Raw genomic sequence first — 21,098 nt, 5'->3', positions numbered from 1 at the left:
CATGCCGACGGCACCGGCCGAGGGGGACGGCGGCACGGACGCCGCCCCCGGCCGACCCGAGGGCGGGCGCCGCTCACCGCTGTGGTGGGCGGCGTTCGCCCTGCCCGCCGTGGCGGCCGTGGTGTACACCGTGGCCACCCGGCGGCTGACCGGCGACATCCACTACGTCCTCGGCGCGCTGCGGACCGGCGGGGAAGCCGGCTACTCGCCGTCCGAGGTGTTCACGCACCGGCCGTTCTTCTACCGGTGGTTCATCGCCGGCCTCGACCGGATCGCCTTCGGTGGCACGGGCCTGCGCGAGACGCTGCTGGAGGCGGCCGGAGCGCTGCTCGCGGCCGCGGCCGCCGCGGCCCTGTACACGGCGCTGCTGCGCCGGGTCACCGCGCGGGAGGCGGCGCTCACGGCGGGTGCCACCGGCCTGGCCCTGGCGCTGGCCCCCCGCACCGACTTCCTCCAGCCGGAGTGGGCGGCGGTGGTGCTGACCGTGCTCGGTGTCGCCGCGGCGATCGGCCCGGCCCGGCCGTGGCCCGCGGCCCTGCTCGCAGGCCTGCCGCTGGGGCTCGCGGTGATGATGAAGTACTCCACCGCCGCCACGGCCGCCATCGGGGTGCTGCTCGTGTACGCCGTCGACCGGGGGCGGGCCGTGCGGCTCGCCCTGGTCGCGGTGCCCACCGCGGCGGCCCTGTTCGGGCTGAGCGTGCTCGCCGGGTCCCACGAGTGGCAGTGGACGCGGGACATGCCGCAGATCAACCAGTCGGCCCTGAGCCGCACCGGGATCCACCCGTCGTTCGTCCTCGCCCGCTCCGTGGACTACCTGGCCGACCGGGCCGTGCTCAGCCCCGTACTGCTGCTCCTGCCGGGAGCGCTGCTGCTGGTCCTGGGCCGGGTGCGCGGGCGGCTGCGACGGGCCGAACTGCTGGCGGTCGCCGCGGCCGTCGGCCTCGGCGCCCTGGCCGTCGTGGTCGTGCAGGGCAACTGGTTCCTCTACCACGCGGCGCAGCTGCCCGTGCTCGCCGCCGCCCTGTGGGGCCTGGCCGTGGGGGGCGTGCGCCGCACACCACCCCGGTTGTTCTGCGCCGTGTCACTGGGCTACGGGGCGCTGCCCGTGCTGTACGCACGGGCCCCCGAGGGGGTGCAGCGGCCCGCGGTCGTCTGGGCGGCCGGTGCCCTCGCGCTGCTCGCGGCCCTCGTGGACGCGCTGCTGGAGGCCCGGGGAACCCGGGGAAGCGGCGCCGGAGCCGGGAGCCGGAGACGGAGTCCGGCGCACGGGGTGTGGCACGCCTCGGCGGCCCTGGCCGCGGTGGTGTGCCTGGCCGGGAGCATCTGGCCCGGCTCCCCGCATCTGGTGATGAACGGCAGGGTCACGGTGACCAGTGCCGAATATCTGCGCGAGATGCGGTCCGTCGCCGACCAGGCCGGCCGGCTGCGGGCCGGGATGCCGGACGGCGCCCCGGTGCTCTACCTTGCCTTCGGCGACGCGGCGTACTACATCGGCCACCCGGCCCGGTGCCGCTATCCGATCGCCACGTTCCTCCAGCGGAGCCGCTTCCTCCCGGACGTCGCCGAGCTGACGTCGTTCCGGGAGAACGCCGACTGCGTCGACCACGACCCGGCCCCGTACGCGGTCCTGGAGCGGGGCTGGTTCCGGCCCGGCAAGGTCGACGCGGCCCTCGCGCGGCGCATCGCCGCCGTGTACGACTGCCCGCCCGCGAGCGCCGGGGGCAAGCTGGTCCTGTGCGTCCGCAGGGGCGGCGGCGCGGGGTAAGGGCCTCCGAGCGGAAGACGGCGGCGCGCGGTAGGGCCTCCGAGCGGCCACGGCACGACCGGTGCGCCGCCCGGGGTCCCGCCGCCCCGTCCGCTCAGCGCAGCCCGAGCGAGGCGGTGACCTCGCGGGCCAGGCCCACGGAGTAGCTCTGCCCCCGGTCCTGCGGGTAGATCTGCGCCATCGTCACCAGCTTGACCCGGCTCATCGGCGTGTCGTGGCCGGGGATCAGCGAGCGGTACTCCGGGGTCACCACCGGCTGGGCGAACCCGGCCTTCGAGAAGTGCCAGTCCTTGATCCAGGACTCGTCGAACTCCGGGTTGATCCGGCGCAGATACGGCAGGAAGGCGGTCAGCAGCTCTTCCGGCGCGGTGGTGAACCGCCAGTCGTCTCGCTCCACGTAGTTGCCCACATAGAGGATGTGCCGGCCGCCGTACACGGACGGGTCGATCATGCGGGTGTGCTCGACCACCGCGAGGAACGGGAAGTCGGGCTCGTTGATGTTGAGCCAGTAGTACGGGATCGCACTGCGGTCCAGCTCCAGCACGAAACAGGTCGCGCCCAGGTACTGGTTCTTCCACACGGCGTCGTCGGCCGGCAGCCCGGCCGCCTTGGCGAAGGCGGGCTGCGGGGTCGTGACGATCAGCTGGTCGAACTCGTAGCGGGAGCCGTCCGCGCAGCGCACCACGGCGGGCGCGTCCGTGCCGTCCTGCCGGATGGACTCGACCGCCTTGCCGAACTCCACCTTGCCGCCGCGCTCCTCGACGCCGTCCCGCAGCGCCGCGTAGACCCGCTCGAACCCGCCGTCCACATAGCCGAGTTCGAAGGTGCGGCAGTGGATGCGGGCCCACAGCCAGGCCATCGACACCTGCTCCGCCCGGTCGCCGAACTTGCCGCGCAGCAGCGGCTCCCAGACAGCCTCGGTCGCCCTGCGTCCCGCCCACCGGCGCAGCCAGGCCAGGGCGGTGCGGTCGTTGTACCGCTCACCGCGCCGGACCGCCTTCAAAAGGGCGGACGAGCCGGCGAAGCGCGCGGCGTCCAGCGGGGAGAACTCCGGGAAGCGCAGCATGTCGAACGGGGTGGTGAAGTCGATCAGCCGGCCCCCGCGGAAGATGCCCGTGGTGGGCCTGTGGAAGCGCAGCGCGTCGCCGAGCCCCAGCTCCTCGATCAGGGCGATCATGGCGTGGTCGCTGCGGAAGATGTGGTGGTAGTAGCGTTCCAGCGAAACACCGCCCACCTCCAACGACGCCGCCAGGCCGCCCAGTTCGCGGGCCGTCTCCAGGACGGTGACCTGGTGGCCGGCGCGTACGGCGTCCCAGGCGGCGGTCAGGCCGGTGGCACCCGCGCCGATGATGCCGAGGTTCATGCGAAGCTCCACTTTCTGTTGAGCACGAACTGGAGCGCCAGGACCAGGGGCAGCGAGCCCGCCTTGACGAGGTCGGCGCCGATCCCCAGCGCGTCGGTGAAGACGAGGAAGAGCAGGTTCGTCAGGACGATCCCGGCCAGCCCGACGGCGTAGAAGCGCAGGAAGCGCACCACGATCCGGTCGCGCCGGTCGAAGGTGAACAGCGCGTTGAGGACGAAGTTGTTGGCGATGCCCAGGGTGGTGCTGAGCACGTTGGCGAACTGCTCGTCCATTCCCGCGGTGTTGTGCAGGAGCAGGAAGGCCACGAGGTCGAGCACGACGCCGCTGCCGCCGATCAGGGTGTAGCTCAGCAGCTGGCGCAGGGTGCGGGCCCGGCCAGGGGCCGGGTCTCCGGGCGGCCGGCCGGGGGCCGCCTCGGCCGTGGCCGAGGTCTCAGACGCCACCGGGACCGTCCCGTTCGTCCGCGCGGGAGCCGATCACCTCGCGCACCAGGTACAGCGGGCGTGCCTGCACCTCGCCGTAGATGCGCCCTATGTAGCTGCCCAGCACCCCCAGGAACAGCATCTGGGTGCCGCCGAGGAAGAGCACCACCACCATCAGCATCGTCCAGCCGGAGACGGTGATGTCGGGCCGGAAGAACTTCATCGCCAGGGCGTAGACGATGCCGGCCAGCGACAGCAGCAGCACCAGGAAGCCCAGCCGGGTGATCATCCGCAGCGGCACCGTGGAGAAGCTGGTCACCCCGTCGATCGCCAGCCGGGCCATCTTGCGCAGCGGGTACTTGGTCTCGCCCGCGAAACGCTCGTCGCGGTCGAACGCCACCTCGGTCTGGCGGAAGCCCATCGAGGCCACGATGCCGCGCACGAAGCGGCTGCGCTCGCGGTAGCGGCGCAGTTCGTCGGCGACCCGCCGGTCCAGCAGCCGGAAGTCCCCGGTGTCCAGGGGGATGTCCACCTCGGCGCAGGACCGCAGGACGCGGTAGTACAGGTGGGCCGTGGCCCGCTTGAACGCGGTGTCCTGCCGACTGCGGCGGCGGGCGTGCACGATCTCGGCGCCCTCGCGCCAGGCGTCGACCAGATCCAGGCTCACCCGCGGAGGGTCCTGGAGGTCGGTGTCCATCACGATCACCGCGTCGCCCACGGCGATGTCGAGGCCCGCGGTGATGGCGATCTGGTGCCCGAAGTTCCGGGCGAAGTCGACCACCCGGACGTGTCCGTCGCCCGCCGCCAGATCCCTGAGGATGGCGAGCGAGCCGTCCGAGGAGCCGTCGTTGACGTAGACCAGCTCGTAGTCGAGGTCCGGGCGCTCGGCGAGGGCGGCCGTCAGCGCGGTGTGGAAGGCGGCGATGCCGTCCTGCTCGTCGTAGACCGGCAGGACGTACGAGATCAGCGGCCGCCGGCCCGGCCGCGGCTCGGGCCGCGCGGGCCGGACCGGAGCCGCGGCGCGTACGGGCGGGCGGATGTCCTGCTGGGTCATCCCGGTCTGCCCATTAGGCTGAACTCCGGGGAATCCATGCTTGATTGACGCATTGGGGGAAACTATGGAAGCTGCGTGAACCGCAGCCGAACGGTCCACGTCCGGCAGCCGTCTTCCCGTTTTCCCTTCGGAGCCGTCTCCTCGGGGCTTCCTGCTCGGGGCTTCCTGCTCGGGGGCTCTCTCCTCGGGGCTTTCTCTTCAGAGCTTTTTCTTCAGGGCGCGGGCCCGTCGTACGACCCGGCGCGCCGTGGCGCTGCGGGGGAGGAACGCCAGCCGCTTCGGGATGCCGCCCGGCAGCCCCAGCGAGGTGAGCCGGCGGCGCTTGAAGTAGCGCTGGGTGCGCGGTCCGAAGTGCTGGGAGAGGAAGCGCTCCGCTGCCGGGCGCAGAGCCGGGTGGATCTGCGGCTGCATGGTGAAGCCGACGGCGGTGACCAGCCCGGTCAGCATGTCGGCGGCGATGATGGCTTCCCCCTGCCCGTCCGCCAGGTCCGGCAGCAGCGCGTCGGCCAGGACGACGGGGACGCGGTTGCTGTTCTGGTAGGGCGTCAGCCGCTCCAGCACCAGAGGTGTCCCGACCCGGGCGACCGGCAGGCCATGGAACGCGGAGGCGGTGAACAGCGCGGTCGAGAAGCAGCCGACCACCAGCGCGGGCCGGGTCTTCTCGAACAGCACCTCGGCGAGGACGGGCAGGTCCAGCACGGTGAGGTCCACGCCGAGCCGGTCGGCCTCGGCCTCCAGCGCCCGGCTGTAGCGGGCCGGAGCGGTCGGGTGCGGCTTGAAGACGACCGAGCGGTGCCCGCGGGCGACCGCGCCCCGCAGCATCCGCACGTGCAGGTCTTCCTCCTCCTCGGCGGAGAGGATGTCCAGCGCGGACAGATACTGGCCGAGCAGGACGGCGGCACGCTCGGGCAGCGGCGGAAGCTGCGGCACGGCGTCGCCGATCCGGCTCAGCACCTTCATGAACGCGCCGGTCGGCAGGGCCTGCGCGGGCACGTCGAACTCGGTCAGCAGCAGCGGGGTCAGACCGGGGACCAGGTCCAGGTGGAGGAGCCGCCGCACGCGCGTGCCGACCAGTGGGTCGATCTTGTTGCGCGTGGGGCCGTAGCTCATCAGTCCGTCGGCGTAGACGTCGATGGGCGCCTCGGCGAACGACTGGGCGATGGCCAGGGCCGGGTTGACCTGGAGGGACTCCATCACCAGGGACACGCGGTCGTCGCCCAGGTCCCACAGCAGCCGCAGGTGGCGCTCGAACAGCGGGAAGTCGTCGGGGCGCGGGGACCACGCCCCCGGATGGAAGGGACGGATCGCCTCGTTCCAGGACAGCACGCCGTCGAAGTGGTCGCGCAGCGGTGCGAAGCCCGGCATCTCGTCGACGGCCGGGGCGATCTCCGGCGTCGCGGCGTTGTTGCACACCAGCAGCAGGCGCCGGTCCGCCTCGGGGAAGCAGTCGGACTCGATCGCGGCGGCCAGGGTGGCGGCGCCGTACAGCGTCGAGGCGCAGAAGATCTGGGTGGTGCGGGGCATCAGGAGGCCGCCTTCGCTGCGGGGACCCGGCGGCGCAGTCGGCGCAGCCTGGAGGAACGGTTCAGGTCCATGGTGTCGAGGACGTCGGTGAGCAGCTCCTGCGGCAGCCGCCTGATCGCCGCGGCGCTCATCGTCCGCAGCTGCCTGGCCACCGAGGGCTCGAACTTGTCGATCTCCGACAGGTGATGGGCGATGATCGCGCAGTAGGTGCGCACCGCCTTCGGCAGCAGCCGGTCGGCCTCGGGATCGGCCGCGGTCTCCTCGATCACCTGGTCGAAGGCGCGGATGAAGTCGAGCTGGCGCACATCGCCGATCTGCGTGAGGGAACCGGGCACTCCACGCCGGTAGAAGACGCCCAGCAGACTCACCACGGCGAACGACTCCGCCTCCCGGTGCAGCCTCCAGATCCACGGCCGGTCCTCGGCCGTGCGCAGACCGTCGGTGAAGTGCAGCAGGCCCCGGTCGACCAGCCGGCGGTGGTAGACACCCGCCCAGGCGTAGGGATAGTCGACCGAGGTGGTGCGGTCGGCGGGCAGGATCGCCTGCCGCGGGTCCATCACCTCGCCCCGTCGGCCGTGCGGGACACGCTGGATCGTGCGCGCCCGCGCGGTGCACTGCACATGGTCGGTGCGCAGGAAGTCGCAGCCCAGGTCCTCGATCGCGGCGAGCAGTTGCGGGTAGTAGCCGGGGGCCAGCCAGTCGTCGCCGTCCAGGAAGGTCAGATACTCGCCGCGCGCCGTGTCGATCCCGGTGTTGCGCGCGGTCGCCAGTCCGCCGTTTCTCTCGTGTCTGACGTACACCGCCCCGGGCAGCTCGCGCTCCGCGCGCGCGAGAATGTCAGGCGTCTCGTCGCGCGAGCAGTCGTCGACGAGAATGAATTCGAAGTCCTCGCGGGCGTTCGCGCGCAGGCTCTTCAAGGTGTCGGACGCGTATTGCCGGACGTTGTAGAACGGCACGATGACGGAGAGCTTGACCACGCAGGCGACGTTAGGACGCGGCCCCGTCCCCCGTCTTTACCTCCAGCTTGAGCTTCGGTGAACGACGTGTGGCGGCGCCGTGAATCGGCCCTTGTTCCGGGCCGCCGGCGGCTTGATTCGCCATTCGGCGATGTGCTGTTAACCGTTTGTTGTGTTCGGGTTGGGTGGAACCTAGAAATGCCTTCCTACGGTCTTCGGCGTGCCAGCCAGTGCGAAGAAGTCCCGGCGAGTCGCCGTTCTCGCGGATTCCGACACCCGGTGGAAATGGGGTGCGCTCACGGCGAACCGCTTGGTTTCCGCCGGTGTTTCCCCTGACCGGGGTGAACCGGACATCCGGCTTGACGGCTACCTGCTGCGGGGCCGTGCCACTCCCACCGCCCGCCAGCTCGAGGAGGTCGGCGTTCGCGCGGACCGTCTGAGTGAGGTCAGCGCCGCCGAGTTCCTGCACGAGATGGCGCAGGAGCCGTACGACGTCGTCGTGCTCGCCCTCGTCGGCGGCGGAGTCCAGGCCATGCTGCACGGACTGGCCCACGTCTGGCAGGGGCGCACCGAGCGGCCCGTGGTAGTCACCGGCTACGTCGGCGTCGTCTACGAAAAGCTCACCGACGGGCTGCTGCTGCGGCACGGCGCCGACCTCGTTCTCGCCAACTCCCGTCAGGACGCGGACCGCTTCCGGGCCGTGTACGAGGGAGTGGACGCCGACGCCTCGTCGGTGACCGAGGTGGCGCTGCCATTCCTCGGTGGCGCCGTGCACAACCCGGACCGGACGGAGGACGACCCCTACACGGTCGTCTTCGCCGCGCAGCCCTCCGTGCCGCAGAACCGCGGGGACCGTGCCTACCTGCTGGACCGGCTGATCCAGCACGCCCGCCGGCACCCCGGGCGCGAGGTGCTGCTCAAGCTCCGCTCCAAGCCGGGCGAGCACACCACGCACATCGAGGAACTGCCGTACCAGAAGCTGGCCCAGCGCAAGGACCTGCCCGCCAACCTCCGTCTGGTGTACGGGAACATGGGCGAGGTCCTGGACCGCACCGACCTGCTGGTCACGGTGAGTTCCACGGCCGCCCTGGAGTCCCTGCACCGGCGCATCCCCACCGTCGTCCTGACCGACCTCGGGGTGCGGGAGGTGCTCGGCAACCACCACTTCGTGGGCTCCGGCTGCCTGGCCTCCTGGGACCAGCTCGACGCCGGGCACGAGCCCGAACCGGACCCGTGGTGGGTGGCCCGCCAGGGCGTCGCCACCGGGGGCGCGTACGAGGCCGCCTTCGACCGGGCCCGCCGGCGCGTCGAGGAACTGCTGGCCGCCGGTGAACTCCCGCCGCTGAAGCCCTACTACACCCCCGTCACCGCCCCCGGCTATCTGCCCGGCGTCCTCGCGCGCCACCACCTCGCCCCCGACGGCAGCCCCCTGCCGGGCGCGCCCGCCGCCGACCGGGCGCCCGGCCCCGTACGCCGGATCTTCCGCCATGCCGCCCGCGGCGCCTACCGCCACGGCGTGCAGCGCGTGGCGCCCGTGATCCGGCGGATGGGGGAGCTGTGAGCGACCGCATCCCACCTCAAGGAGTGCAGCCCATGACCGACGCCCACCCGGACGCGGGATCCGGCGCCCCGGCGCGCCGCGTGCTCGCGGTGATACCCGCGCGCGGCGGCTCCAAGGGCGTACCCGCGAAGAACCTCGCCCCCGTCGGCGGTGTCCCGCTGGTCGCCCGTGCCGTTCGCGAGTGCCGGGCGGCCCGGCTGGTGACCGACGTGGTGGTCTCCACCGACGACCAGGCCATCGCGGCCGCCGCCCGCCAGGCCGGTGCCGAGGTGGTGCTGCGACCGGCCGCCATCGCCGGTGACACCGCCACCTCCGAGGCCGCCGTGCTGCACGCCCTGGACGCGCACGAGGCACTGCACGGCGCACCGGTGGACGTGGTGCTGCTCGTGCAGTGCACCAGCCCGTTCCTCAGGAGCGAGGACGTCGCCGGGGTCGCGGGCGCGGTCGTCGAGCACGGTGCCGACACCGCGGTGACCGTGGCGCCCTTCCACGGCTTCGTATGGCGGGACGCCGCGGACGACCCGGTGACCGCCGGCGCACCGTCGGACGTGGCGGCCGCCGAGTCCGCGGCCACCGAGGGCGGTTACGGCGTCAACCACGACAAGTCCGTCCGCCCGCGCCGCCAGGACCGCCCCCAGGACCTGCTGGAGACCGGCGCCGCCTACGCCATGACGGCGTCCGGGTTCCGCGCGCACCGGCACCGCTTCTTCGGCCGTACGGAGCTCGTCCGCACCGACCCCGCGCGGGTGCTGGAGATCGACGACCCGCACGACCTGGCGCGGGCGCGGGCGTTGGCACCGCTGTTCGACGCCAACCGGCCCGAGGCGCTGCCGACCGCCGACGACGTGGACGCGGTCGTACTCGACTTCGACGGCACCCAGACCGACGACAGGGTGCTGATCGACTCCGACGGACGGGAGTTCGTCTCCGTGCACCGCGGGGACGGCCTCGGCATCGCGGCGCTGCGCGAGAGCGGCCTGAAGATGCTGATCCTGTCCACGGAACAGAACCCGGTCGTCGCCGCCCGCGCCCGGAAGCTCAGGCTCCCGGTGCTGCACGGCATCGACCGCAAGGACCTCGCGCTGAAGCAGTGGTGCGAGGAGCAGGGCATCGCGCCCGAGCGCGTGCTCTACGTCGGCAACGACGTCAACGACCTCCCGTGCTTCTCCCTCGTGGGCTGGCCCGTGGCGGTCGCGAGCGCCCACGACGTCGTACGCGGCGCCGCACGCGCGGTCACCACCGTCCCCGGTGGCGACGGCGCGATCCGAGAGATCGCCAGCTGGATCCTCGGCCCCTCTCTCGATTCCCTCACCAAGTAAGGACAACTCCTGCCATGAGCACCAACTCCCGTATCCGCACGCTCGGTTCGCGCGAGGCCGGCCCCGGCCGCCCGGTCTACGTCACCGGTGAGATCGGCATCAACCACAACGGCGACATCGAGAACGCCTTCAAGCTGATCGACGCGGCCGCCGAGGCCGGCTGCGACGCCGTGAAGTTCCAGAAGCGCACGCCCGAGATCTGCACCCCGCGCGACCAGTGGGACATCGAGCGCGACACGCCCTGGGGCCGGATGACCTACATCGACTACCGCCACCGCGTGGAGTTCGGTGAGGACGAGTACCGCCAGATCGACGACTACTGCCGGGAGAAGGGCATCGCCTGGTTCGCCTCCCCGTGGGACACCGAGGCCGTCGCCTTCCTGGAGAAGTTCGACGTGCCGGCCCACAAGGTGGCCTCCGCGTCCCTGACGGACGACGAGCTGCTGCGCGCCCTGCGCGCGACGGGCCGCACGATCATCCTCTCCACCGGCATGTCCACGCCCAAGCAGATACGCCACGCGGTGGAGGTGCTGGGCTCGGAGAACATCCTGCTGTGCCACGCCACGTCGACGTACCCGGCGAAGGCCGAGGAGCTGAACCTGCGCGTGATCAACACCCTGGAGAAGGAGTTCCCGAACGTCCCGATCGGCTACTCCGGCCACGAGACGGGCCTGCAGACCACGCTGGCCGCGGTAGCCCTGGGCGCCGTCTTCGTCGAGCGTCACATCACGCTGGACCGCGCGATGTGGGGCTCCGACCAGGCCGCCTCGGTGGAGCCGCAGGGCCTGCAGCGCCTGGTCCGCGACATCCGCACGATCGAGGCCTCCCTCGGCGACGGGGTGAAGAAGGTCTACGACTCCGAGCTCGGCCCGATGAAGAAGCTGCGCCGCGTCAGCGGCGTCGTCGCCGAGGCGGAGATCGCCGCGGCGGCGGGCGAGCCGGTCGCGGTCTGAGCCCCAGCCCCTTGACACGGACGGTCCCGCGCCGATGAGCCCCCACACCCTCGCCTTCGTCGAGAGCCCGGTACAACTGCTGAACGTGCTGGAATGGGCTCACGCCCGCGGCCACACCACCCACCGCGCCCCCGATCCGGGCGGGACCGCTCCCGGCGCCCGCCCGGAGTCCGGGATCACCCTCGTCGTGCTGTCGCCGACCGACCCGATGAGCCGCGGTCAGCTGCGGCGGATGGCCCAGCTGGCCCGGGACGAGGGGCACGAGGTGCGGTGGGAGGAGGCGCGGGGCGGGGCCGGGGCGCCGCTGAGGACGATCGGCGGCCTGGCCGGGCTGCTCCGGCGGGCCGAGCGGGTCGTGATGGGCGACCCGTTCTCGCGGTATGTGCAGCTGCTGCTGACGATCACCCGGGCGCGGGACCTCGTGGTCGTGGACGACGGTACGGCGACGATGGAGTTCCTCGTCCAGCTCGCCCGCGGGGAGCGGCTGGTGCGCTGGCACCGCAAGGGCGGCCGCCGCGGCCCGCGGGACCTCGTCCTCGGCCCGGTGTCGGCCGTCGCCCGGCGCCGGCTCACCCCGCGCGGGGAGCGCCGGGTGGAGGTGTTCTCGTCCATGCCGATCGACGAGACCCCGCGGGGTGTGACCGTCACCGCGAACCGCTTCGACTGGACCCGCGCCCGCTTCGGCCCGCCCGGCGTCACCGCGGGCGCCGACCTGGTGGGCACCTCACTGGTGGAGACGGGCGTCGTCGACGGCGACCGGTACCTGGACGCCGTACGGGCACTGGCCAAGGCGCACGGGGCGACCCGCTACTTCGCCCACCGGCGCGAGAGCGCCGAGAAGCTGCACCGGCTGGCCGTGGAGACCGGTCTGCAGATCGTCCGCCCCGAGCTTCCCCTGGAGCTGATCGCCCGCCGGGGCCCGATCGGCCGTACGGTCCTCAGCTTCCCCTCCACCGTCGTCCACACCCTGCCGCTCGCCCTGGCCGGCACGGAGGTGCGCGTCACCGTCTGCGACATCGACCCGAGCTGGCTGACGGCGCACGCCTCCCCGCGCGCCCAGGGCTTCCTGTCCGGGGTGACCGGCACCGCCCGGGACGTGCACCGCCTCGCCCGTACGGCCCAGGCCGGCTGAGCGGCCCTCCGGGACTCCTGCGGGCGGCCCCGAGGAGTCCCGGAGAGGGCGGAGGCGGTATACGGATGACGTCCGACAGGTGAACATCCCGGGCGTGGTTCCGGTGCGGCGTGGTATGCGTGGAGAAAGAACAAATGGGGCGGGGTGCCAGGGGTGTGACGCAAACCACTCTCCCGGTGACTCCGTGATCCGCTCGGCCGGCGAAGGCGGGCGAGTTTACCCATCCCAGCCGATACGTATGCGCCGGGCGGCCACTTTTTCTGCCCCCAACGGGTTGAAGTTTTGTTGATCGAGGGTCAGTTGACCACCCCGGCGTCCTACCCTTCAGAGGGTGAAGCAACTGATGTCCCCAGAGTCCGAGGCCGATCTCCCCGCTGATGCCACGGCGGACGCCCTTCCCGGCATGCTGCCGGAGGCGCTGTACGCCGAGCTCGTCGCCTTCCGGCGCGACCTGCACATGCACCCCGAGCTCGGCAACCAGGAGTTCCGTACCACCGCCGCGATCAAGGAGCGGCTGGAGAAGGCCGGGCTCGCGCCGCGGGTGCTCCCGGCCGGGACCGGTCTCGTCTGCGACATCGGTGGCGACCCCGGAGACGGGGGGCCGGCCGTGCTCGCCCTGCGCGCCGACATCGACGCCCTGCCCATCCCCGACACCAAGAGCGAGAGCCCGTACCGCTCCACCGTGCCCGACCGCGCCCACGCCTGCGGGCACGACGTGCACACCACCGTCGTCCTCGGCGCCGGACTGGTCCTCGCGGACCTGCACCGGCAGGGGCTGCTGCCGCGGCCCGTGCGGCTGATCTTCCAGCCCGCCGAGGAGGTGCTGCCCGGCGGCGCCGCCGAGGTCATCAAGAGCGGCGCGCTGGAGGGAGTGGGCCGGATCGTCGCCGTGCACTGCGACCCCCGGGTCGACGCCGGCCGGATCGGACTGCGCCAGGGACCCATCACCTCCGCCTGCGACCGGCTGGAGGTCCTGCTGGACGGCCCCGGCGGGCACACCGCACGACCGCACCTGACGACGGACCTCGTCACCGCCGTCGCCCGGGTCGTCACCGACGTGCCCGCGCTCGTCGGCCGGCGGGTCGACACCCGCGCCGGGCTCGCCGTGACCTGGGGACGGATCGAGTCCGGGCACGCCCCGAACGTGGTCCCGCAGCACGCGGAACTCGCCGGGACGGTCCGCTGCCTGGACATCAACGCCTGGCGGCAGGCGCCCGACATCGTGGTCGCCGCGATCGACGAGGTCGCCAACCTGCACAAGGCCAAGTCCGAGATCAACTACGTGCGCGGGGTGCCGCCCGTGGTCAACGAACCGGTGGTGACCGAACTGCTGCGCGAGGCCATGATCGCCCGGCGCGGCGCCGCCCACGTGGAGGACACCGAGCAGAGCCTCGGCGGCGAGGACTTCTCCTGGTACCTGGAGCAGGTGCCCGGCGCGATGGCCCGGCTCGGGGTGCGCACCCCGGGTGAGCGGACCGTGCGCGACCTGCACCAGGGGGACTTCGACGCCGACGAGTCCGCCATCAGGGTGGGTGTGGAGCTCTTCACCGCCGCCGCCCTGCTGCACCCGACGCGCTGATCCCGGCGAAGGGGCGCCCGGCCGGCGCCCCTTCGCCGGCCGGTGTCACCCGCCCGCCCTTCGGGCGCGACGCGGTCGAGCTGGCGTCGGTGATCCGGGTCCGTGCCCTCGCGCTGCACGGGGTGGACTGCGTGATCGGCGCCGGGCCGGGCCCGATGCTGGCCCGCATGCCCCTGCGCGACGCCCGGCCGGACTCACGTGCGCGGTGCCCGAGGCCGGAGGCACGCGAAGGTCACCCGCTGTCGGCACGGTTCGGTAACGGCCAGGAGAAACCCCGTTTCCCTCCGTCTCTACGCGCGTTACTGTGCGCCGGAATCGCCACCAGAGGCGGCACATGGGGAAAGCGGGCCGGCGACGGTGCCGTGGGCAAGAAGGGGTGCTTGCTGTGCGTCTGAACTCATCGAGGACCAGGTTCTCCCGAGCCGCGGTGACCGTAGCGGTCATCGCGCTCGCGGCCGCCGGGTGCGGCAAGTCCAGCAGCGACTCGGCCGGTGGCGGCTCCGAGTCGTCCGGCGCGTACTCCGGCAAGGGCATAGGCCTGGCGTACGACATCGGCGGCAAGGGCGACCAGTCCTTCAACGACGCCGCTTTCTCCGGTTTCGAGAAGGCCGAGAGCGAATTCAAGATCGGCGGCCGGGACGTCGAGCCGAACGACAGCGAGTCCAACGCGGACAAGGTGCAGCGCCTCGAACAGCTCGCCAAGGCCGGCTACAACCCGATCATCGGGGTCGGCTTCGTGTACGGCCCGGCGGTCAAGGAGGTCGCGGCCAAGTTCCCGAAGACGACCTTCGGCATCGTCGACGACGACTCCGTCAAGGCGGACAACGTGGCCGACCTGGTCTTCCACGAGGAGCAGGCCTCGTACCTGGCCGGTGTCGCCGCGGCCAAGGCGACCAAGAAGAAGCACATCGGCTTCATCGGCGGCGTGGACATCCCGCTGATCCACAAGTTCGAGGCGGGCTTCGTCCAGGGCGCCCGGTCGGTCGACCCGAAGATCAAGATCGAGAAGCAGTACCTGACGCAGACCCCGCAGGAGGGCGGCTTCTCCAGCCCCGACAAGGGCAAGGACGCGGCCAACGGCCAGATCGAGGCGGGCGCGGACGTCATCTACCACGCGGCCGGCCTGTCCGGTCAGGGCGTGATCCAGACCGCGGCCGAGCACAAGGTGTGGGCCATCGGCGTCGACTCCGACCAGTACCAGCAGAGCTCCCTGGCCAAGTACAAGGACTGGATCCTCGGTTCCGCCCTGAAGAACGTCGGCGGCGCGGTGTACGAGCTGACCAAGTCCGTCGTCGACGGCAAGCCGCTGTCCGGTGAGGTGCGCGGCGACCTGAAGTCGGGCGGGGTGGGCTTCGCCGACTCCAACCCGAAGTACCAGGCCATGAAGGACGTCGTCGCCGCCGTCGACAAGGCCAAGCAGGACATCATCGACGGCACGGTCACCGTCAACACCCAGTGACCGCGCCGTCGGGCAGGAAGCGCTGACGGGAAGGCCCCGGACGTGCCGGTGGATTCGAGGGGTCGTTGGTGTTGCAAGGACCTCTGGAACCCAGGGCCGGTCCGGGGCCTTTCGCCGTCACGGTGTCCGCGAGCGCCGGACGCCCCCGCCGTGGCGGTGGGACCACGACCCGTCCGGCCGCGGGCCGGTGTGCCTCCCCGGCGGACGCCCACGCTCGGCCAGAGCGGCACCGAAGGATCAAAACGGTCGGATAACACTCTGGCAAGGAGGGGTTCTCCGCCATGTCTACGCGCGTTACGCTGCGGCGGAACCAGCGCCTGGTATGGGCGCTTGCACGAAGGAGTCTCGTTCCATGCGCCGGGTGTCCCGTATAGCGGTTGCGAGTGTCGCAACCGCAGCCCTCGCCGTCACTGTTTCCGCATGTGGCAGCAGCTCGTCCAGCCAGTCTGCCGGTGGTGGCGACAAGAACCTTGGCCTCGCCCTCGCCTACGACGTCGGCGGCAAGGGCGACCAGTCCTTCAACGACGCCGCCACGGCCGGCATGGACAAGGCCGACCAGGAGTTCGGCTACAAGAGCACGGCCGTCGAGCCGCAGGACGGTGAGTCGGACGCGGACAAGGTACAGCGCCTGGAGACCCTCGCCAAGCAGGGCTACAACCCGGTGATCGGCGTCGGCTTCGCCTACGCGCCGGCCGTCAAGGCGGCCGCCGCCAAGTTCCCGAAGACCACCTTCGGCATCGTCGACGACAACCAGATCCAGGCGAGCAACGTCACCGACCTGGTCTTCCACGAGGAGCAGGCCTCCTACCTGGCCGGTGTCGCCGCCGCCAAGACGACCAAGACGAACACCGTCGGCTTCGTCGGCGGCGTGGACGTTCCGCTGATCCACAAGTTCGAGGCGGGCTTCAAGCAGGGCGTCGCGGACACCAAGAAGGGCGTCACGGTCAAGTCGCAGTACCTGACCCAGACGGCGGCGGAGGGTGGCTTCTCCAGCCCGGACAAGGGTGAGAACGCCGCCAACGGCCAGATCGACGCCGGCGCCGACGTCGTCTACGCCGCCGCGGGGCTGTCGGGCCAAGGCGTGATCAAGGCCGCCTCCGAGCACAAGATCTGGGCCATCGGCGTCGACTCCGACCAGTACAAGCAGGACGCGCTGGCCAAGTACAAGGACTCGATCCTCACCTCGGCCATGAAGGACGTGGCCGGTGCGGTCTACAACCTGGCCAAGTCGGTCAAGGACGGCAAGCCCCAGACCGGTGAGGTGCGCGCCAGCCTGGCCACCGGCGGTGTGAGCCTTTCCGACTCCAACCCCGTCTTCAAGAACAACGCCGACCTCCAGGCCGCGATCAAGAAGGCCGAGGAAGGCATCAAGAACGGCTCGATCAAGGTCAAGGACTCCTGACCGGACGGTCGCGGGCCTGTCGCAGGGGTGGCCTGAACGACGCTGCGACGGCAGCGTTACGACCGCGGAACGGGGTGTGGAAGCGCACAGCGACTCGCACCCCGTTCGCGCGGCAGAATGCTCGGAACGGATCGAGGACAAATCAAGGTCGATCGGGTCCGGGCACTATTTAAAGCAGGGGCGCTACGCGCGTAGAGCGGCCCCTTTCCCCAAGGAGAGTGCGCCATCGACGCGTCCAGCAGCCCTCCGCTCACCGCCCAGCAGACAGTCGCGGTAGAGCTCGCGGGCATCACCAAACGGTTCCCCGGAGTGGTGGCCAACCACGACATCCACCTGACCGTCCGCAAGGGAACCGTACACGCCCTCGTCGGCGAGAACGGCGCCGGCAAGTCCACCCTGATGAAGATCCTCTACGGCATGCAGAAGCCGGACGAGGGCACCATCGCGGTCGACGGCGAGCAGGTGAGCTTCGGCAGCCCCGCCGACGCCATCGCCCGCGGCATCGGCATGGTCCACCAGCACTTCATGCTGGCCGACAACCTGACCGTGCTCGAGAACGTCGTCCTCGGCAGCGAGAAGCTGTACGGCATCGGCGGCGGCGCCCGCAGGAAGATCAAGGGGATCTCCGACCGCTACGGCCTCGGCGTCCGCCCGGACGTCCTGGTCGAGAACCTCGGCGTCGCCGACCGCCAGCGCGTGGAGATCCTCAAGGTCCTCTACCGCGGCGCCCGCACCCTCATCCTCGACGAGCCGACCGCCGTGCTCGTCCCGCAGGAGGTCGACGCGCTCTTCGACAACCTGCGCGAGCTGAAGGCCGAGGGCCTGTCCGTCATCTTCATCTCCCACAAGCTGGGCGAGGTCCTGTCGGTCGCGGACGACATCACCGTCATACGCCGCGGCACCACCGTGGGCACGGCCGTCCCCGCCGAGACCACCTCGCGCCAGCTCGCCGAGATGATGGTCGGCAGCGAACTGCCCACCCCGGAGACCGCCGAGTCCACGGTCACCGACCGCGCGGTCCTCACCGTCGACAAGCTGCGGCTGGAGGCCGAGGGCGGCCGGGCCGTCCTCGACGACATCAGCTTCACCATCCACGCCGGCGAGGTCCTCGGCCTCGCGGGCGTCGAGGGCAACGGCCAGACCGAGCTGATCGAGGCGCTCATCGGCCTGAAGTCCGCCGACTCCGGCACGATCACCCTCGGCGGCGAGGACGTCACCTCCTGGCCCACCCGCAGGCGCCGCGAGTCCGGCGTCGGCTACATCCCCGAGGACCGCCACCGGCACGGGCTCCTGCTGGAGGCCCCGCTGTGGGAGAACCGCATCCTCGGACACGTCACCGAGCGCCCCAACGCCAAGGGCTTCTGGCTCGACCCCAAGGGCGCCCAGGAGGACACCCGCCGGATCGTCGAGGAGTACGACGTCCGCACCCCCGGCATCGACGTCACCGCCGCCTCCCTGTCCGGCGGCAACCAGCAGAAGCTGATCGTCGGCCGTGAGATGAGCCACCAGCCGAAGTTCCTGATCGCCGCCCATCCCACCCGCGGCGTGGACGTCGGCGCGCAGGCCGCGATCTGGGACCACATCCGTGAGGCCCGTCGCGAGGGCCTGGCCGTGCTGCTGATCTCCGCCGACCTGGACGAGCTGATCGGTCTGTCCGACACCCTGCGGGTGATCTACAACGGCCGGCTGGTCGCCGACGCCGACCCGGCCACCATCACCCCCGAGGAACTGGGCTCGGCCATGACGGGTGCCGCGTCCGGCCACCTGGAACACACCGAAACCACCGAGGAAGACGCCGGTCCGGAGGACGAGGCCCGATGAAGAAGTTCGACAAGGAGCGGGTGCTCCTCGCGGTGGCCGGCCCGGTCATCGCGCTCGTCGCGGCGATCCTGCTGACCTCGGTCGTGCTGATCGCCTCGGGCAAGAGCCCGATCGAGCCGTACACGCTGATGCTCGAGCAGGCGTCGTTCTCCGACGTCCAGGTGCTGATCATCAACCAGGCGTCGATGTACTACCTGGCGGCGCTCGCGGTGGCGGTCGGCTTCCGCATGAACCTGTTCAACATCGGCGTCGACGGCCAGTACCGGCTCGCCGCGATGATGACCGCCGTGGTCGGCGCCCATCTGGCCCTGCCGTCCTTCCTGCAGATACCGATGCTGCTGCTCGTCGGCATGTTCACCGGCGCCTTCTGGGCCAGCATCGCCGGCCTGCTGAAGGTCACCCGGGGCGTGAGCGAGGTCGTCGCCACGATCATGCTCAACGCCATCGCCACCAGCCTCATCGGCTACCTCACCCTGAAGGACGTCTGGGGTGTGCAGGTCGGCAACAACATGACGACCGGCATCATGAAGGAGTCCGGCTGGGTCTCGGGCATCGACCTCGGCTCGGACGTCGGCCAGATCTACGGCCTGGTCTTCCTCGCCGTCGCCATGGGCGTCGTCTACTGGATCGTCCTGAACCGCACCCGCTTCGGCTTCGACCTGCGCGCCACCGGCGAGTCGGAGAGCGCCGCCGCGGCCTCCGGCGTGGACGCCAAGAAGATGGTGCTCACCGCCATGCTGATCTCCGGCGGGGTCGCGGGCCTGTCCGGTCTGCCGCTGCTGCTCGGCGACGCCCACACCTACAGCCTGAGCTTCCCGACCGGCCTCGGCTTCACCGGCATCACCATCGCCCTGCTCGGCCGCAACAACCCGGTCGGCATCGCCTTCGCCGCCCTCCTGATCGCGTTCCTCGACAAGGCCTCTCCCGCCCTCGACTACGCCATCCCCGTGGCGTACGAGAAGGAGATCGCCACCATCATGCAGGGCCTGATCGTCTTCGCGGTCGTCATCTCCTACGAGGCCGTACGCCAGTGGGGCCTGCGCCGCCAGCAGAAGCAGGTCGGCGCCGAGCTCGCCGCGGCCGCCGCCCAGAACAACGTCCAGAAGAAGGAGGTGGCGGCCTGATGTCCACCGCGACCATCGCCAAGCCGCAGGCCAAGCAGCCCGGCAAGGGCAGCCGCCGGGTCTCCCTCCCGGCGCTCCTGCTGATCATCGCGGGTGTGCTGGTCCTGACCTCGGTCGTCCGCCTCGTCACCGGCGCGCACGGCATCACCTCGACCGGCCAGATGTCCACCGCGCTGCGCCTGGCCGTCCCGATCGGCCTCGCCGGCCTCGGCGGTCTGTGGGCCGAGCGGTCCGGCGTCGTCAACATCGGCCTCGAGGGCATGATGATCCTCGGCACCTGGTTCGGTGCCTGGGCCGGCTATCAGTGGGGCCCGTGGGCCGGTGTCGTCTTCGGCATCATCGGCGGCGCGCTCGGCGCCGTCCTGCACGCCATCGCCACGGTGACCTTCAACGTCAACCACATCGTCTCCGGTGTGGCGATCAACATCCTGGCCCTCGGCACCACCCGCTACCTGTCGAAGTTCACCTTCGAGCACGCCCCCCAGGGCTCCTCCAAGCAGTCCCCGCCGATCGACTCGCTCGGCACCTTCGACATCCCGGGCCTGTCCGGCTGGCTGGACACCCTCAACGCCAAGCACTGGTTCCTGGTCTCCGACGTCGCCGGCCTGCTCGGCGGTCTGATCACCAACCTGTCGCCGCTGACCGTCGTCGCGATCGCTCTCGTGCCGCTGTCCTGGTGGGTGCTGTGGCGCACCGCCTTCGGGCTGCGCCTGCGCTCCTGCGGCGAGAACCCGGTGGCCGCCGAGTCGCTCGGCGTGAACGTCTACAAGTACAAGTACATCGCCGTGATCATCTCCGGCGGCTTCGCGGGCCTGGGCGGCGCGTTCCTGTCCATCGTGGCCTCGAACGTCTACCTCGACGGCCAGACCGCCGGCCGCGGTTACATCGGTCTCGCCGCGATGATCTTCGGCAACTGGATGCCGGGCGGCCTCGCCCTCGGCGCCGGCCTGTTCGGCTACACCGACAGCCTGAACCTGCGCGGCGGCACGACCAACGTGCACGCGCTGATCCTGCTGCTTGCGATCCTGCTGGTGCTGGGCGCGGCCTACCTGGTGTGGAAGAAGAAGCTGGTGCCCGCCGTCATCACCGCCGTGGTCTCGGCGGGGATGTTCGCCTGGTACCTCGGCACCCACGAGGTGCCCAAGCAGGTCGTGACCGCCACGCCGTACATCGTCACCCTGCTGGTGCTGTCGCTGTCGGCACAGCACCTGCGGATGCCGAAGGCGGACGGTCAGCCGTATCGGAAGGGACAGGGCAAGTGAGCTCGGACGCGACGGTCGACTGGGAGGCGCTGCGGCGGGAGGCGCGCGCGGCGATGACCCGTGCGTACGTCCCCTACTCGAACTACCCGGTCGGTGCCGCCGCCCTGGCCGACGACGGCCGGGTCGTCACGGGCTGCAACGTCGAGAACGCCTCCTACGGACTCGGCCTGTGCGCCGAGTGCGGTCTGGTCTCGCAGCTCGCGAACACCGGGGGCGGCCGGCTGACGCACTTCACGTGCGTGGACGGCAAGGGCGAGATCCTCGTCCCGTGCGGGCGCTGCCGCCAGCTGCTGTACGAGTTCGGCGGGCCGGACCTGATCCTGGAGACCCCGGCGGGGATCCTGCCGCTGTCCGAGATGCTGCCGCAGGCCTTCGGGCCGGACCACCTCACCAAGTAACGCC

General features: G+C 71.2%; 17 protein-coding genes. 12 read left to right on the top strand and 5 right to left on the bottom strand.

Annotated features, from left to right (window positions below):
* The first annotated feature begins 1 nt into the window (after position 1).
* Positions 2-1,765, top strand: coding sequence for a hypothetical protein (locus tag ACFY4A_RS36075; RefSeq protein WP_390833536.1), 1,764 nt, complete (start codon positions 2-4; stop codon positions 1,763-1,765).
* Between the two features lie 94 nt (positions 1,766-1,859).
* Here ACFY4A_RS36075 and ACFY4A_RS36070 read toward each other — a convergent pair whose 3' ends face one another.
* The 5 genes from ACFY4A_RS36070 to ACFY4A_RS36050 all read right to left on the bottom strand — a co-directional run bounded on the left by ACFY4A_RS36070 (position 1,860) and on the right by ACFY4A_RS36050 (position 7,105).
* On the bottom strand, positions 1,860-3,128 hold the full coding sequence (locus ACFY4A_RS36070; protein WP_390833535.1) for an NAD(P)/FAD-dependent oxidoreductase: 1,269 nt from the start codon (positions 3,126-3,128) through the stop codon (positions 1,860-1,862).
* Positions 3,125-3,571, bottom strand: a complete 447-nt coding sequence (locus ACFY4A_RS36065; RefSeq protein ID WP_390833534.1) for a GtrA family protein — start codon at positions 3,569-3,571, stop codon at positions 3,125-3,127. The genes ACFY4A_RS36070 and ACFY4A_RS36065 overlap by 4 nt, the downstream gene beginning before the upstream one ends.
* Positions 3,561-4,604, bottom strand: coding sequence for a glycosyltransferase family 2 protein (locus tag ACFY4A_RS36060; RefSeq protein WP_390833533.1), 1,044 nt, complete (start codon positions 4,602-4,604; stop codon positions 3,561-3,563). The genes ACFY4A_RS36065 and ACFY4A_RS36060 overlap by 11 nt, the downstream gene beginning before the upstream one ends.
* Before the next feature lie 198 nt (positions 4,605-4,802).
* Positions 4,803-6,128 (bottom strand): alpha-2,8-polysialyltransferase family protein, encoded by a 1,326-nt coding sequence (locus ACFY4A_RS36055; protein ID WP_390833532.1) that lies wholly within the window; start codon positions 6,126-6,128, stop codon positions 4,803-4,805.
* Entirely contained in the window at positions 6,128-7,105 is a 978-nt protein-coding gene (locus ACFY4A_RS36050; protein WP_390833531.1) for a glycosyltransferase family 2 protein, read from the bottom strand. The genes ACFY4A_RS36055 and ACFY4A_RS36050 overlap by 1 nt, the downstream gene beginning before the upstream one ends.
* A 199-nt stretch (positions 7,106-7,304) precedes the next feature.
* Here ACFY4A_RS36050 and ACFY4A_RS36045 point away from each other — a divergent pair, with 199 nt between their 5' ends.
* The 11 genes from ACFY4A_RS36045 to ACFY4A_RS35995 all read left to right on the top strand — a co-directional run bounded on the left by ACFY4A_RS36045 (position 7,305) and on the right by ACFY4A_RS35995 (position 21,094).
* Positions 7,305-8,645: a DUF6716 putative glycosyltransferase gene (locus tag ACFY4A_RS36045; RefSeq protein WP_390833530.1), complete on the top strand. Its 1,341-nt coding sequence runs from the start codon at positions 7,305-7,307 to the stop codon at positions 8,643-8,645.
* A 32-nt stretch (positions 8,646-8,677) separates the two neighbouring features.
* The gene (locus ACFY4A_RS36040) at positions 8,678-9,964 is read left to right on the top strand and encodes a cytidylyltransferase domain-containing protein (RefSeq protein ID WP_390833529.1); all 1,287 of its coding nucleotides are present in this window, start codon (positions 8,678-8,680) and stop codon (positions 9,962-9,964) included.
* Positions 9,965-9,978: 14 nt separating this feature from the next.
* Complete coding sequence (locus ACFY4A_RS36035) at positions 9,979-10,917, top strand: N-acetylneuraminate synthase family protein (protein WP_390833528.1); 939 nt, start codon at positions 9,979-9,981, stop codon at positions 10,915-10,917.
* 34 nt (positions 10,918-10,951) lie between these two features.
* Positions 10,952-12,049: a hypothetical protein gene (locus tag ACFY4A_RS36030; protein WP_390833527.1), complete on the top strand. Its 1,098-nt coding sequence runs from the start codon at positions 10,952-10,954 to the stop codon at positions 12,047-12,049.
* A gap of 343 nt (positions 12,050-12,392) precedes the next feature.
* On the top strand, positions 12,393-13,628 hold the full coding sequence (locus ACFY4A_RS36025) for an amidohydrolase (protein WP_390833544.1): 1,236 nt from the start codon (positions 12,393-12,395) through the stop codon (positions 13,626-13,628).
* A gap of 427 nt (positions 13,629-14,055) precedes the next feature.
* Positions 14,056-15,087: a BMP family protein gene (locus ACFY4A_RS36020; RefSeq protein WP_390833526.1), complete on the top strand. Its 1,032-nt coding sequence runs from the start codon at positions 14,056-14,058 to the stop codon at positions 15,085-15,087.
* Positions 15,088-15,439: 352 nt separating this feature from the next.
* Positions 15,440-16,489, top strand: a complete 1,050-nt coding sequence (locus tag ACFY4A_RS36015) for a BMP family protein (RefSeq protein WP_390833525.1) — start codon at positions 15,440-15,442, stop codon at positions 16,487-16,489.
* 225 nt (positions 16,490-16,714) lie between these two features.
* Positions 16,715-18,310: an ABC transporter ATP-binding protein gene (locus ACFY4A_RS36010; protein WP_390833543.1), complete on the top strand. Its 1,596-nt coding sequence runs from the start codon at positions 16,715-16,717 to the stop codon at positions 18,308-18,310.
* Positions 18,307-19,434 carry an ABC transporter permease gene (locus tag ACFY4A_RS36005; protein ID WP_390833524.1) on the top strand — a complete coding sequence of 376 codons (1,128 nt, stop codon included), beginning with the start codon at positions 18,307-18,309 and terminating at the stop codon, positions 19,432-19,434. Before ACFY4A_RS36010 ends, ACFY4A_RS36005 begins: the two co-directional genes overlap by 4 nt.
* Positions 19,434-20,696, top strand: a complete 1,263-nt coding sequence (locus tag ACFY4A_RS36000) for an ABC transporter permease (RefSeq protein WP_390833523.1) — start codon at positions 19,434-19,436, stop codon at positions 20,694-20,696. Before ACFY4A_RS36005 ends, ACFY4A_RS36000 begins: the two co-directional genes overlap by 1 nt.
* Positions 20,693-21,094, top strand: a complete 402-nt coding sequence (locus ACFY4A_RS35995; protein WP_390833522.1) for a cytidine deaminase — start codon at positions 20,693-20,695, stop codon at positions 21,092-21,094. The genes ACFY4A_RS36000 and ACFY4A_RS35995 overlap by 4 nt, the downstream gene beginning before the upstream one ends.
* The last annotated feature ends 4 nt before the right edge of the window (positions 21,095-21,098 follow it).

The sequence above is a fragment of the Streptomyces sp. NPDC001292 genome (assembly GCF_042896465.1).
GTDB lineage: Bacteria > Actinomycetota > Actinomycetes > Streptomycetales > Streptomycetaceae > Streptomyces.
This window is presented reverse-complemented; position numbering and strand designations above follow the sequence as displayed.